Consider the following 12,811-nt stretch of genomic DNA (forward strand, 5'->3'; position numbering starts at 1 on the left):
CGGTCACTTGCCTCCGTGCAGGAGGGAGAGGAAGGAGGGGATCTCCATCGGGCGGGCGCCGCTGGTCATCGCCATGTGCGCGTGCGAGACCGTGCCGGCCCGCAGGATGCGGATGACGTGGCTGCCGCACGCGGCGCACTCGGAGCGGGTCAGCGGGGAGGGGACCCGGTCGCCGTCCACCGTGCAGAGCGTGCGCTGGACGCCGGTGGCGTCGATGTAGTGCTGGACGTCGTACTGCTTCTCCCAGCCGAAGCCGCAGTCGAGGCAGCTGAAGGCGTAGGACTCGTGAAGGACCTCGGGAACGGTGTGGGAGGTGAATTCGTCGATTGCGCTCATCGCGTGTTCCTCATGACCGGTGGTGGACTTCTCGTCCGCAGTTGCTGCGGTGCCACGGGGGTCGGTGCCCGGTCTCTCACTCCGACCTCTTCCAGGAAACGACCATCGAAAGCCTCGTGGGGGCGGTGAACGGCCCTTGTTGTGGGGCCTGCGCCCCGCCCGGCCGGGACATTTCGTAAGCGGAAGTGAGCGGGATGGCTCCACTCGCGCAGATGTTCGAATTGCGCGTTATCCTGGACCCATGCATGCACTCCAGGGCTCGCTCTTCGACCAGGGCGACGAGATCCGCCTCGGCCCGCTGGTGGGCGCCCGGCGCACGGAGCTGGGCGCCGGCGCCTGGGTGGACCACCTGCCGGGCTGGCTGACGGGGGCCGACGCGCTCTTCGAACGGCTCGCGGCCGACGTCCCGTGGCATGCCGAGCGGCGGCAGATGTACGAGCGGGAGGTGGCGGTCCCGCGCCTGCTGGCGCACTACGGCGCGGCCGACCCGCTGCCGCACCCCGCCCTGGCCGAGGCCCGTGCCACGCTGAGCCGCCACTACGCCCCCGAGCTGGGCGAACCCTTCGTCACGGCGGGCCTGTGCCTCTACCGCGACGGCCGCGACAGCGTCGCCTGGCACGGCGACCGCACCGGCCGCTCCGCCACCGAGGACACGATGGTCGCCATCCTCTCGGTGGGCGACCCCCGCGACCTGGCCCTGCGTCCGCGCGATGGCGGCCCCACCCTGCTCCGCCTCCCCCTGGGGCACGGCGACCTCGTGGTCATGGGCGGCTCCTGCCAGCGCACGATGGAACACGCCGTCCCCAAGACGGCCCGCCCGGTCGGCCCCCGCATCAGCGTCCAGTTCCGCCCGCGCGGGGTGAGCTGAGCCGACGGGCGCGGAGCCGGTCGGCCCGGATTCCGCCGACGGCCGTTACGCCACGTCGAGTTCCTTGGGCGGGCGGGCTGCCGAGGCCGCCGCGTGGAGGGAGCGCAGGGCCAGGAGCAGGATGCCGATGTCGTCCAGGTAGACCGGGTCCGGGATCAGGTCCACCGGGGAGACCGTGTACGCCACGGCGGCCCAGAACAGCGCCTTGTCGCGCAGGGGGATGCCCGCGTCGCGCAGCAGCTTGCGGGCCGCGAAGACCCGTACGAGGAGCACGGCCGCGGTGACCGCCAGACCGGCCGCCACCACCGCCGCCACGATGATCCAGACGGTCGTCGCGTCCATCAGGCGCCCTGGGTCCGGAGCCGGCGGCTGACCTCGCCCAGCCCGTCCGCGAGCACGTCGAGCTGTTCGGGGGTGAGCACGTCCACCAGGACCTCCCGCACCGTGGTCACGTGCCCCGGCGCGGCCTCCGTGAGCCGGGCGCGGCCCGTCTCGGTGAGGACGGCGTAGATCCCCCGGACGTCGGAAGGGCAGGTGCGGCGGCGGACGAGGCCCGCCTTCTCCATCTGCGTGACCTGGTAGGTCAGGCCGCTCTTGGAGTTGACGAGCCCGTTGGCGAGCTCCGTCATGCGCAGTTCGCCCTCGGGCGCCCTGGCGAGTCGCACGAGGATCTCGTACTGCGGGTGGGAGAGTCCGGAATCGTCCTTGAGCTGCTGATCGAGCCGGCGGTTGACCAGGGCGGAAGCGGCCAGGAACCCCTCCCAGGCCCGCATTTCGCGGTCGTCCAGCCATTTCGTTTCAGCCATGGAACCAGGCTACACGTGGCGTTCCAATTTGAATCAGCGGCGGATGCCGGGCTAGGGTCGAGCGAGTCGTTCGAATTTGAACAACCCGTTCCTCGGGCCGCCCGACCGGAAGGACCCCCCATGACCAGCCCCTCCGTCACCACGCCGAAGCCGCGAGCCGGCGAACCTGCCGCGTCCCCCGCGCCCGCCTCCGCCCCGGCGCTGTCCACCCCCGCCCACGACGTCGGCCTGCTCCTCCTGCGCGTGGTCCTCGGCCTGACCATGGCCGGTCACGGCGCCCAGAAGCTCTTCGGCTGGTTCGGCGGCGGCGGCATCAGCGGCACCGGCCAGTTCTTCACCGCCAGCGGATACCCGGCCGGTGACGCCATGGCCGTCATCGCCGGCCTGACCGAGACCCTCGGCGGGCTCGGCCTCGTCCTCGGGCTGCTCACGCCGCTGGCGGGCGCCGCTCTGGTCGGCACCATGATCAACGCGATCGCCGTGCACGGCGCCGGTTCCTTCTTCGCCCCGCAGGGCATCGAGTACGAGCTCCTGCTCACCGCCGGCGCCGCCGCCCTCGCGCTCACCGGCCCCGGCCGGTACGCCGTCGACCGCTTCCTGCCCGTCCTGCGCGGCCACCGCCTCGCCCACGGCGCCCTCGCGGTCGCCCTCGGCGTCGTGACGGCGGGCGTGCTCCTCCTCGTGCGGAACTGAGCCGGCCGCCTGCGGAGCCGGGCCGGCGGGCGGAGCCGCCCCGGGGCGGCTCCGCGCGGTGACCCGGACGGGCTGATTGAGTGCGGGCATTCGGGGGAAAGTGCCCTAAATGACACAACCCATCGAAGGCTACGCACTCATCGGCGACCTGATGACCAGTGGGCTGGTCGGCCGCGACGGGTCCATCGACTGGCTGTGCCTGCCGCGCTTCGACTCGGCCGCCTGCTTCGCCGCCCTCCTCGGCGACGAGGAGAACGGCCACTGGCGCATCGCCCCGGCCTCCGCCCCCGATTCCGCCCGATGCGCCCGCCGCGGCTACGTCGACGGCACGCTCGTCCTGGAATCCTTCTGGGAGACCGAGGACGGCGCCTCGTTCAAGGTCATCGACTTCATGCCGCAGCGCGACACCGCACCCGACCTGATGCGGATCGTCGAGGGCCTGACCGGCGAATCGACCGTGAGCAGCACCCTGCGCCTGCGCTTCGACTACGGGCACGTCGTGCCCTGGGTCCGGCGCGGCGGCAACCGGGAGGGCGACCGGGTCGCCGTCGCCGGGCCCGACGCCGCGTGGCTGCGCAGCGAACCACCCGTGCACACGTGGGGCGAGGACATGAGCACCCGCTCCGAGTTCACCGTCGCCGCGGGCGAGCGCGTCGCCTTCGTGCTCACCTGGCACCCCTCGCACGAACCGCGCCCCGAGCCCCTGGACCCGTACGCCGCCCTGGAGCAGAGCCTCGCCGACTGGCGGGAGTGGACCGGCCGGTGCACGTACGAGGGCCCCTACCGGGATGCGGTGATCCGCTCCCTGATCACCCTCAAGGCCCTCACCTACGCCCCCACCGGCGGCATCGCCGCCGCCGCGACGACCTCCCTGCCGGAGGAGCTCGGAGGCGTCCGCAACTGGGACTACCGCTACTGCTGGCTGCGCGACTCCACCCTCACCCTCGGCTCCTTGCTGGCCACCGGATACCTCGAGGAGGCCCGCGCCTGGCGGGCGTGGCTGCTGCGCGCCGTCGCGGGCGACCCGGCCGACCTGCAGATCATGTACGGGATCGGCGGCGAGCGGCGCATCCCGGAGAGCGAGCTGCCCTGGCTGAAGGGGTACGCGGGCTCCGCGCCGGTCCGGGTCGGCAACGCGGCCGTCGACCAGCTCCAGCTCGACGTGTACGGAGAGGTCCTCGACTCCCTCTACGTGGCCCGCTCCGCCGGACTCCCCGCCGAATGGCACTCCTGGAAGATCCAGCTCGCGCTCCTCGACTTCCTGGAGCAGAACTGGCACCGCCCCGACGAGGGACTGTGGGAAGTGCGCGGCCCGCGCCGCCACTTCACGCACTCCAAGGTGATGGCGTGGGTCGCCGCCGACCGGGCCGTGCGCACCCTGGAGCTCAACCCCAAACTGCCCGGCGACGTGCACCGCTGGCGCGCCATGCGGGAGGCGGTGCACAGCGACGTCTGCGAGAACGCCTACGACGCCGAGCGGCGCACCTTCACCCAGTACTACGGCTCCCGCGAACTGGACGCCGCCACCCTCCTCATCCCGCGCGTCGGCTTCCTGCCGGCCGACGACCCCCGCGTCATCGGCACGGTCGACGCGGTGCGCGAGGAGCTGGGCCGCAGCGGCCTGGTCCGCCGCTACAGCACCGAGGGACTTTCGGTGGACGGCCTGCCCGGCGACGAAGGGGCCTTCCTCGCCTGCTCGTTCTGGCTGACCGACGCCCTGTACCTGACCGGGCGGGAGAAGGAGGCGCGGGAGCTCTTCGAGCGGCTGCTGTCCGTACGCAACGACGTGGGGCTCCTCGCCGAGGAGTACGACCCCGTCTCCGGACGCCAACTCGGCAACTTCCCCCAGGCGTTCAGCCACGTCGGCCTGGTCAACACCGCCCTCACCCTGGGCGGAGGCAGTCTGGCGGCGGGCCAGGTGTGAGGAGCGGGCGCCGGTGGGCCCGAAGCCGGGCGGCCGGAGCCCGTCGGCCCGGAGTCCGTCGGCCCGGAGCCCATCGACCCGGCGTCCGGCGGCCCGGCACCCGTCAGCCCGGGCGCAGCTCCCGGGCCAGCCGGCCGCGCAGCCGGGCGAACTCGGGGGAGGCCCGCAACCCCGCGACGTCCGTGGCCGGGTCGCGGGGGAGCGGCACCGGCAGGTCGGCCACCACCCGGCCCGGACCGGCCGCCATCACCAGGACGCGGGATCCCAGCAGCACCGCCTCCTCGACCGAATGCGTCACGAACAGCACGGTCGTGCCGAGCCGCCCGGCCAGGGATCGGACCTCCTCCTGGAGGCGCTCCCGGGTCAGCGCGTCCAGGGCGGCGAACGGCTCGTCCATCAGCAGCAGTTCGGGCTCCGCCGCCAGGGCGCGGGCCAGCGCCACCCGCTGCTGCTGGCCGCCGGACAGCTCCCAGGTGCGCCGGCCGCCCATACCGGGCAGACCCACCCGGTCCAGCAACTCGGTGATCCGGCCCGGCCGCTGGGACCGCGGCACCCCGTGGCGGGCCAGCGCGAAGCCGAGGTTCCCGCCGACGGTGCGCCACGGGAACAGCCGCGGCTGCTGGAACACCATCCCCGCACCCCGCCCGGGGCGCGGGGCCCTTGGTGACGGGGCTCGACCCGGCCAGGCCCAGGTCCAGATCCACCGAACCGGCGATCACGGCCGTGTTGACGTCACCGCCGGACTCGAACTTCACCCACTTCACGTCGGCTTCGGGCAGGGCCTGCTCCAGCAGCCGCTGGTTCTTCACGATCAGGTCGGGCGTTTCTGGGCACGACGGAACTCCATTGGTGAGGAAGTGGGTTGGGGGGAAAGAGGGGCGTGGGCGGTCAGCCGCGGCCGCGCCAGGGGACGGCGTACCGCTCGATTCCCCGGAGCAGGGCGTCGAGCACGATCCCGGACAGTCCGATGGCGAGGATTCCGGCGATCACCAGGGCCGTCAGGTTGTAGCGCTGGGCGTCGCGGATCATGCCGCCGATGCCGGGCACGCCGTTGATGGTCTCCGCTGCCACGACGGAGGTGTAGGCGACCCCGACGGCGATCCGGATGCCCGTGAGGATCTCGGGCAGCGCGGCGGGCAGCCGCACCGACAGCAGCAGGGAAGCCGGACCGGAGCCCAACGCCCTGGCTGCCTCGACGAGTTCGTCCGGAACGGTCCGCACGGCCGCCGTCGTGGCCGCCGCGATCGGCGGCAGCGCGGCGATCACCAGCAGCCAGATCTTCGGGGCCTCGTCGATGCCGAACCAGATGACGAGCAGCGAGAGGTACGCGAGCGGCGGCAGGGTCCGCAGGAAGGCCACGGCCGGCTCCAGCACCACCGCGAGCGGCCGGACGGTGCCGATCGGCAGCCCCAGGGGCACTCCGGCCAGCACGGCGTACGCGGAGCCGGTGCCGATCCGGCCCAGGCTCACCCCGAGGTGCTCCACCAGCAGGTGGCCGCCGTAGCCGCGAACCCCGTCGTGCGTGGTGGACGCCAGCAGGAACTGCCGCCACACCTCACCGGGCGAGGGGGACCAGCACCCTCGGCCACAGCTCGGCCACCACCGCCTGCCAGGCGGCGAGCAGGACGGCCAGGGCGAGGAGGCGCAGCGCGGTCCAGCGCAGCGCCTCCCGGATCCGGGCCCGGGACCGCGGCGCGGCGCCGTCCGCGGGGGCGTCGGGCGGGTCGAGCCGGCGGGGGGCCTCCGTGGTGAGCGCGGTCACGCGGCCGCCTCCGCGGTCAGGGCGCGCAGACGCGGGGCGACCTCTTCGCCCACCCGGTAGGCCTCTTCGAGATGCGGATAGCCGGACAGGATGAACTCGTCGACGCCCAGGGCCCGGTACTCCGCCAGCCGCGCGGCGGCCTCGTCGTGCGAGCCGACCAGGGCCGTCCCCGCACCCTCGCGGACCAGCCCGATGCCCGCCCACAGGTTCGGTGCCACCGTGAGCCGTTCGGCGTCCGCGACCCCGCCGTGCAGGGCCGCCATCCGGGCCTGCCCGGTGGATTCCATGGCGGCGAACCGCTCCTGGGTGGCCCGGACCGCCGCCGGATCCAGCCCGGCGAGGATCCGGTCCGCCTCGGCCCAGGCCTCGGCCGCGGAGTCCCGGCTGATGACGTGCAGCCGCAGGCCGAAGCGGACCGTGCGGTCCGCCGAACGCGCCCGCTCGCGCAGCCGGTCGATGCGCGCCGCGACGGCCGACGGCGGCTCGCCCCACAGCAGTTGTGCGTCGGCGTGCCGGGCGGCGACCTCCTCGGCCGCGGGCGCGCCTCCGCCGAAGTACAGCGGGACCGGGTGGCGCAGCTCCGGATCGGTGAGGCGCGCTCCCTCGATGTGCAGGTGGGTGCCTTCGTGGTCCACGGACTTCCCGTCCAGGAGGGCCGCAGCACGGCCATCACCTCATCGGTGCGGGCGTAGCGCTCGTCGTGTGCCAGCCCGTCCCCGTAGGTCCGCTGCTCGGCGGGATCGCCGCCCGTCACCACGTTCAGCCCGAGCCGGCCACCGGCGAACCTGCGGAAGGCGTCAGCCTGTTGGGCGATCAATGTCGGGCTCGCGAAACCCGCGCGGAAGGCCACGAGGAAGCCGATCCGGGTGGTGTGCTGCGTCAGCGCGGCCGTCAGGATCCACGGATCGACGCAACCGAGCCCCACGGGTGTCAACAGCGAATGGAATCCGGCCTGTTCGGCGGCGCGGGCGACCTGCGCCAGGTACGGAACGTCCGCGGGTCGGCGGTGGCACGTGTACGGGGAAGTGCGGGCAGGGATGCGGGAGTCCGCGCGACCGGAGGCATGGCCGTGATCGGCCCCGCGGGCAGGGCTGCGGCCACCGCGAACGGCGCGGTGCAGGGGAATGCTGAAAGAAGGGGTGAAGGGTGCGCCGAGAGGCGCGGACTCATCCGTACGGAGTCAGATGCGACGGATCGGTGAGATCAACAGCCGTGCGTACGGGAGGCGGCAGCCCGACAGAGCATGGTCGACACACGCAGCAGATCTACGTGACGACGCGATACGAGTACGGGGGCCATGGGGTGCATCCTGTCGGTGTCCGGGCGGTATCGACAAGCAGAGTCCGGATGATGGACGAAATCTTCCCAGATTCCGGGCGAAAGCGGGATCGGTTCGTCTACCGGGGCTCCTTCGGGAGGCGGGTACCGCCGGGGCGGAAGCGGAATCGGATGCACGACGCTACGGGGGATGCGCGACGGGTACGGGGAGGCGCGAAGGTGCGGCGGGTGCGGCGGGACCGTGGGGCCTCGGGGGTGTGCCGGGACGACGGGGCGCCGGGGCATCGGCCGCGGGGCGTACGGGTCGGAGCAGGCAGGCAGGCGTCAGCGGGGACAACAGGAGCGCGACAGGAGGCGCTGGGTGACGGTCATGGCGCGGAGCATGGACGAAGCGGTGGAGCGGGGGAGACACCCGTTCCACCATTCGGGACGGCGGTACGACGCTCAGTGCCGGGGGCCGGCCCCCGCCAGGGCGTCCACCCGGGCGTCCTCCCGGCGCTTCAGCAGCTCGGCGCTGGCCGCGTCGGCGGGCAGGAAGGCCTCCAGGTGCAGCTCGGCCAGGGTCACGTCCACGGCGGTCGCGAACGAGGTCAGCGTGGTCAGCAGCCGGAGCTCCCCCGCGGAGGTCCGCAGCCGCAGGGGCACGGCGAAGCCGAGATGCTCGGCCGGGCTGGAGCCGTCGCCATGGCCGGAGCCCGAGTGTGCCGTCTCCGGGCGCGGTGCGGCCGTCGCCAGGTAGCCGTCCAGCTCCTCCGCCAGTGCCTCCAGTTCCGGATCGGGGTGCGCCGAGGCCCGGGTGCGCAGGCTCTCCGTGATGTGCCGTCCCCAGGCCGACAGGTTCACCACGCGCGGCCCCATGCCCTCCGGGTGCAGCGCGAGCCTCAGCACGTTCACGGGCGGAGCGAGCAGGTGCGCGGCGGCGCCCTCCGTGAGCACGTCGAACGCCGCGTTCGCCAGGACGAGTTCGCCCCGGGGACCGGCCACCACCGCCGGGTACGGGAGGTGCCCGGTCAGGATCGACCGCAGCGCCTCCATGGCCGGCCCGATGGACTCGGCGTCCCGCGCGGACTCGGCGTACAGGGGGGCGTAACCAGCGCTGAGCAGGAGGGAGTTGCGCTCCCGGAGGGTCAGCCCGAGGGATTCGGCGAGCCGTACCACCATCGCCCGCCCCGGGGTCGAGCGGCCGCTCTCGATGAAGCTGAGGTGGCGCTGCGTGGTCCCGGCGAGGGTGGCCAGTTCCAGCTGGCTCATCCGCCGCAGGGCCCGGCGGCGGCGCATCTCGCGGGCGAAGGGGGGCGGCTCGGGGGAGACGGTGGTGGTCATCTCCCCTTTCTAGCCGCCGCGCTCGCGGAGCCGTCGATTCCCCGGAGGGAATTGCCGCGCGTGTTCGAGCACCGCAGCATCGGGGTCATCGGAATCGGAAGCGGCACCGGGGCGGCATGGCCGGCGGTGCCGGAACCGGATGTCGGACGACCGGCCGGAGGCCACCATGCGCGCGTACCACCTGGAGACGTTCGGCACGATCGAGGGCATCGTCCTGCGCGACCACGGCGGCCCCCGCCCGGTCCCGGCCGGCCCGACCGGGATCGTGGTCCGCGTCCGGGCCGCCTCCCTCAACAAGCGCGATCTGCTGATCCTGCGCGAGCGCTACCCGCTGTCCGCCGCGCCCGGCGTGGTCCCGCTGAGCGACGGCGCGGGCGAGGTGGTCGCGGTCGGGGAGGCGGTGACGCGTGTCGCGGTCGGCGACCGCGTCTCCTGCGCCTACTTCCCGCGCTGGCGCGACGGCAGGATCACCCCGGACCTGGTCGACCAGCCCGGCTGCACCCTCGACGGGATGCTCTCGGAGTACGCCCTGCTCGACGAGGAGTGGGCGGTCCGCGTCCCGCAGCACCTGACCTGGGAGGAGGCCGCGACCCTGCCGTGCGCCGCGGTCACCGCCTGGAACGCGCTGACCGGCGGGGAGGGCGGAGCGCCCCTGCCGGGGCAGAGCGTGCTGACCCTCGGCACCGGTCCGGTCGCGCTCTTCGCCGTGCAGTTCGCGAAACTGCTGGGCTGCCGGGTCGTCTCGACCACGTCGAGCGAGGAGAAGGCCGACCGGCTGAAGGCACTGGGCTCCGACGCGGTCGTGAACTACGTCAGCACACCCGAGTGGGGCTCCACGGTCCGGGAGTTGACCGACGGCGGCGCCGACCTGGTGGTGGAGACGGGCGGCCCGGACACCATCGAGCAGTCGGTGCGCGCCAGTGCGCTCTACGGGCAGATCGCCCTGCTGATCACCGCCAGTGCCGCGAAGTCCGGGATCGAGATCTCGCACGCCGCGTACGCATCGAGCCTCGCGACGATCCGGCGGGTGTTCGTCGGCAGCCGGACCCAGTTCGAGTCGATGAACCGGGCCGTCGCGGCGCACGGGCTGCACCCGGTGATCGACCGGGTGCTCCCCTTCGAGGAGGCCCGCGAGGCCTACCGCGGCTACGCCGAGGACGCGCCCTTCGGCAAGGTGGTGATCAGCATCGGGGCATGACCCGGCGCCCGGTCCGACCGCTACGCGGAGGCGGCAGGAGCCGCGGCCGAAGCCGGGTCGTCCTCGTCCACCGGGATGCTGACCAGCCAGCGGGTGTCCTTGCGGGGGCGCAGGTACAGCGCCCAGTACAGGGTGGCGACCGCGGTGATCCCGCCGGTCCACAGCAGGTACTGGGTCTCCTGCTGGGTGAGGATGTACGCGAACACCAGGATCAGCACGATCGGCACGGCGGGCCACAGCGGCATCCGCCAGGCCGCCGTCTCGCGGTGCGCCCCGCGGCGGCTGGCCAGCGCGGCCACGGCGACCAGCAGGTACATGCCGGTCACCGAGACGCCGGTGACCCCGTAGAGGGTGTCCAGGTTGACGAAGCACATCGCCGCGCCGGGGATGCCGACGAGCAGGGTGGCCACCCACGGGGAGCCGAACCGGCCGAGCCGCGAGAGCGCGGAGTTGACCGGCGCGGGCCAGGCCTTGTCGCGGGCGGAGGCGAACAGCACCCGGGAGTTCTGGATGACCATGACGATGCCCGCGTTGACGATGGCGAGGGCCACGCAGAGGCTGACGAAGGTGCCGACGGCCGAGTTGGACCAGGCGGTCACCATGGTGCCGAGGTCGCCGGAGGTCAGGGCCTCCAGGTCGGGGGCGCCCAGGGTGATGGCGATGACCGGTACCAGGATGACGGCGGCGGAGATGGCGAGGGTGGCCAGCACGGTCCGCGGAACGTTGCGGCGCGGGTTCTCCAGCTCCTCCGAGAGGTAGACGGCCGTCGAGAAGCCCTGGGTGACGAAGAGCGCGATGGCGAGCCCGGAGACGACCATCATCGCGGTGACGGTGGACGTGCCGCCGCCCTCCGCCACCACGGTGCCGTGCACGAGGGCGCCGGCGCCCCGCTCGCTGTGGGCGAAGCCGAGCACGGCGACGAGCCCGGCCGCCACGACCTCCAGGACGAGGAAGATGCCGGTGATCCAGGCGTTGGCCCGCAGGTCGAGGAGACCGGCGAGGGTGGCGAGCAGCATCACGCCGGCGCCTGCGGCCGGGGCCGGTATGTCGACGACGGGGGCGAGGTAGTCGGCGGTGCCCATGGCGATCACGGGCGGCACGATCATCACGACCAGCAGGGACAGGACGAAGACCAGCCAGCCGGCCAGCCGGCCGGACAAGGTGGACACCATCGCGTACTCGCCGCCGGCGCTGGGGATGAGGGTGCCCAGCTCCGAGTAGCAGAACGCGACCCCGATGCAGAGCAGGGAGCCGATCGCGATGGTGAGCGCGGTCCAGGTGCCGAGGCTGGAGAAGAGGTCCGGGACCACGACGAAGAGGGTCGAGGCGGGCGTCACGCACGAGAGGGTGAGCAGGGTTCCGCCGACGACGCCGATGGAACGCTTGAGCTTCTGGGGCACGGGACCGGTGGCGGGGGAGAGGGCCTGAGGAGCGCTGATCGTGTCAGTCATCGGTGCGGTGTTCCGATCGGCAGATGCGGTGAGTGAGCGCGGGAGCGGTATCGCCTCCGAGGCGGTGGTGGGCACGTCTGGTTCGGTGGCTCCCGGGCCGAATGGAATCTCCGCGAGATCCGCAGGTCAAGAGCTGTCTACCTGCGGATTTCGTCGTCCGGAGACGAGTCGGCCGCCCCGCGCGTCATGAACGCCGTGTGAACGCTGCACGATCACCGTGTGCGATAACCGCATGTGACCGCCGGTAAATTTCCCTCCGCTTTGCCCACCTGCCGTCCTTCCGTGTCACAGCGCCGAACCCCCGGCAGCCGCCGGGATCCGCTCCAGGACGCCGCCCGCGAAGACGTCGTAGAGCGGGAGCGTCTCCAGGTGGACGTAGCCGATGTGGCAGTCGCAGACCGCCAGGGGGCAGGCGCGCGGGCGCAGGGCCGCCCGGTACGAGCCGTCGTAGAGGTTGCCCAGCTCCGCCTTGACGAAGTGGCAGCGCCGGACCGTGCCGGAGCCGTCCACCGAGATCACCGAGGCGCCCGTGCGGCACGGCAGGCCCGCCGAGCGGTGCGGGTGGCGGCTGAACGGGAAGAGCGGGTCCAGGCCCGTCCAGTCGGCCGCCTCCGGATCGGTGTACGCGTGCCCCTCCGCCGCGTTGACCCACAGGTACACCTCGGGCGGCAGCGCGGCGCGCAGCCGGCGGGCCTCCGCGAGGTGTTCGGGCAGGCCGACCACGCCCACGCTGAACCGCACCCCGGAGTCCGCCAGTTCCCGGCACTTGCCCAGGAAGCGGTCGTACGGGGTCTGCCCCGGGTGGTACGTGCACCACAGCGCGAGCGTGTCGAGGTCGGCCCCGGCGGTCCAGCCGGTGCGGCCGCTCAGATTGGTCTGGATCGCGACGCGGCGCACGTGCGGCAGGTGCGACAGCTCGATCAGGGCGCGCCGGTACCAGGAGCGGACCAGGCCCTCGCCCCACGGGGTGAACAGGACGGACAGCCGGTCGCCGGTGTTCCCGGCCGCCCAGCCGGTGAACCGTTCCAGGGCGGCCCGGTCGGCCGTCAGCAGCTCCCGGCTGTCGCGCCGTTTGGCGAAGGGGCAGTAGGGACAGTCGTAGTCGCAGGAGGACAGCGGCCCCCGGTAGAGCACGGTCAGGTCCATCGGCGGCCCCTCCACGGCGCGCGCCC

Annotated in this window: 10 protein-coding genes and 3 pseudogenes; 4 read left to right on the top strand and 9 right to left on the bottom strand. The window is 73.1% G+C overall.

The genetic code is table 11. From position 1 onward, the window contains the following. Positions 1 to 3: 3 nt before the first annotated feature. Entirely contained in the window at positions 4 to 336 is a 333-nt protein-coding gene (locus OG898_RS27350) for a hypothetical protein (protein WP_266959855.1), read from the bottom strand. Positions 337 to 577: 241 nt separating this feature from the next. Between OG898_RS27350 and OG898_RS27355 the strand changes: the two genes are divergently transcribed. Next, positions 578 to 1,204, top strand: coding sequence for an alpha-ketoglutarate-dependent dioxygenase AlkB (locus tag OG898_RS27355; protein WP_266959857.1), 627 nt, complete (start codon positions 578 to 580; stop codon positions 1,202 to 1,204). A gap of 45 nt (positions 1,205 to 1,249) precedes the next feature. On the opposite strand, the gene OG898_RS27360 is transcribed toward OG898_RS27355, so the two are convergent. Together OG898_RS27360 and OG898_RS27365 are read right to left on the bottom strand one after the other, a co-directional pair. Beyond that, positions 1,250 to 1,546, bottom strand: coding sequence for a YkvA family protein (locus OG898_RS27360; RefSeq protein WP_266959858.1), 297 nt, complete (start codon positions 1,544 to 1,546; stop codon positions 1,250 to 1,252). Next, a complete protein-coding gene (locus tag OG898_RS27365; protein ID WP_250739021.1) occupies positions 1,546 to 2,010 on the bottom strand; it encodes a MarR family winged helix-turn-helix transcriptional regulator in 465 nt (154 codons plus the stop codon). Before OG898_RS27365 ends, OG898_RS27360 begins: the two co-directional genes overlap by 1 nt. A 120-nt stretch (positions 2,011 to 2,130) precedes the next feature. On the opposite strand from OG898_RS27365, the gene OG898_RS27370 reads away from it, so the two are divergent. Continuing rightward, positions 2,131 to 2,703, top strand: coding sequence for a DoxX family protein (locus OG898_RS27370; RefSeq protein ID WP_250739029.1), 573 nt, complete (start codon positions 2,131 to 2,133; stop codon positions 2,701 to 2,703). Between the two features lie 109 nt (positions 2,704 to 2,812). Continuing rightward, complete coding sequence (locus OG898_RS27375; protein WP_250739030.1) at positions 2,813 to 4,627, top strand: glycoside hydrolase family 15 protein; 1,815 nt, start codon at positions 2,813 to 2,815, stop codon at positions 4,625 to 4,627. Positions 4,628 to 4,730: 103 nt separating this feature from the next. On the opposite strand, the pseudogene OG898_RS27380 reads toward OG898_RS27375, so the two are convergent. From OG898_RS27380 to OG898_RS27395, 4 genes and pseudogenes are all read right to left on the bottom strand, one after another. Continuing rightward, positions 4,731 to 5,282 (bottom strand): annotated as a pseudogene (locus OG898_RS27380) (ABC transporter ATP-binding protein); the annotation flags it as partial. 233 nt (positions 5,283 to 5,515) lie between these two features. After that, positions 5,516 to 6,302, bottom strand: a pseudogene (locus OG898_RS27385) (ABC transporter permease). Between the two features lie 83 nt (positions 6,303 to 6,385). Then, positions 6,386 to 7,392: pseudogene (locus OG898_RS27390) on the bottom strand (LLM class flavin-dependent oxidoreductase); the annotation flags it as partial. Between the two features lie 719 nt (positions 7,393 to 8,111). Beyond that, positions 8,112 to 8,990: a helix-turn-helix domain-containing protein gene (locus tag OG898_RS27395; protein ID WP_266959860.1), complete on the bottom strand. Its 879-nt coding sequence runs from the start codon at positions 8,988 to 8,990 to the stop codon at positions 8,112 to 8,114. Positions 8,991 to 9,156: 166 nt separating this feature from the next. Here OG898_RS27395 and OG898_RS27400 point away from each other — a divergent pair, with 166 nt between their 5' ends. Then, positions 9,157 to 10,188: an NAD(P)-dependent alcohol dehydrogenase gene (locus OG898_RS27400; protein ID WP_266959862.1), complete on the top strand. Its 1,032-nt coding sequence runs from the start codon at positions 9,157 to 9,159 to the stop codon at positions 10,186 to 10,188. 20 nt (positions 10,189 to 10,208) lie between these two features. On the opposite strand, the gene OG898_RS27405 is transcribed toward OG898_RS27400, so the two are convergent. Together OG898_RS27405 and OG898_RS27410 are read right to left on the bottom strand one after the other, a co-directional pair. Further along, complete coding sequence (locus OG898_RS27405) at positions 10,209 to 11,639, bottom strand: APC family permease (RefSeq protein ID WP_266959864.1); 1,431 nt, start codon at positions 11,637 to 11,639, stop codon at positions 10,209 to 10,211. A gap of 285 nt (positions 11,640 to 11,924) precedes the next feature. Continuing rightward, a complete protein-coding gene (locus OG898_RS27410; protein WP_266959866.1) occupies positions 11,925 to 12,785 on the bottom strand; it encodes an STM4011 family radical SAM protein in 861 nt (286 codons plus the stop codon). Positions 12,786 to 12,811: the final 26 nt, after the last annotated feature.

The sequence above is a fragment of the Streptomyces sp. NBC_00193 genome (assembly GCF_026342735.1).
In the GTDB taxonomy this organism is placed as follows: Bacteria; Actinomycetota; Actinomycetes; order Streptomycetales; family Streptomycetaceae; genus Streptomyces; species Streptomyces stoeckheimensis.

Bases quoted from the DNA above. Each gene is read 5' to 3' on its own strand.
- OG898_RS27350 (WP_266959855.1), bottom strand. From the start codon at position 336: ATGAGCGCAATCGACGAATTCACCTCCCACACCGTTCCCGAGGTCCTT.
- OG898_RS27355 (WP_266959857.1), top strand. From the start codon at position 578: ATGCATGCACTCCAGGGCTCGCTCTTCGACCAGGGCGACGAGATCCGC.
- OG898_RS27360 (WP_266959858.1), bottom strand. From the start codon at position 1,546: ATGGACGCGACGACCGTCTGGATCATCGTGGCGGCGGTGGTGGCGGCC.
- OG898_RS27365 (WP_250739021.1), bottom strand. From the start codon at position 2,010: ATGGCTGAAACGAAATGGCTGGACGACCGCGAAATGCGGGCCTGGGAG.
- OG898_RS27370 (WP_250739029.1), top strand. From the start codon at position 2,131: ATGACCAGCCCCTCCGTCACCACGCCGAAGCCGCGAGCCGGCGAACCT.
- OG898_RS27375 (WP_250739030.1), top strand. From the start codon at position 2,813: ATGACACAACCCATCGAAGGCTACGCACTCATCGGCGACCTGATGACC.
- OG898_RS27395 (WP_266959860.1), bottom strand. From the start codon at position 8,990: ATGACCACCACCGTCTCCCCCGAGCCGCCCCCCTTCGCCCGCGAGATG.
- OG898_RS27400 (WP_266959862.1), top strand. From the start codon at position 9,157: ATGCGCGCGTACCACCTGGAGACGTTCGGCACGATCGAGGGCATCGTC.
- OG898_RS27405 (WP_266959864.1), bottom strand. From the start codon at position 11,639: ATGACTGACACGATCAGCGCTCCTCAGGCCCTCTCCCCCGCCACCGGT.
- OG898_RS27410 (WP_266959866.1), bottom strand. From the start codon at position 12,785: ATGGACCTGACCGTGCTCTACCGGGGGCCGCTGTCCTCCTGCGACTAC.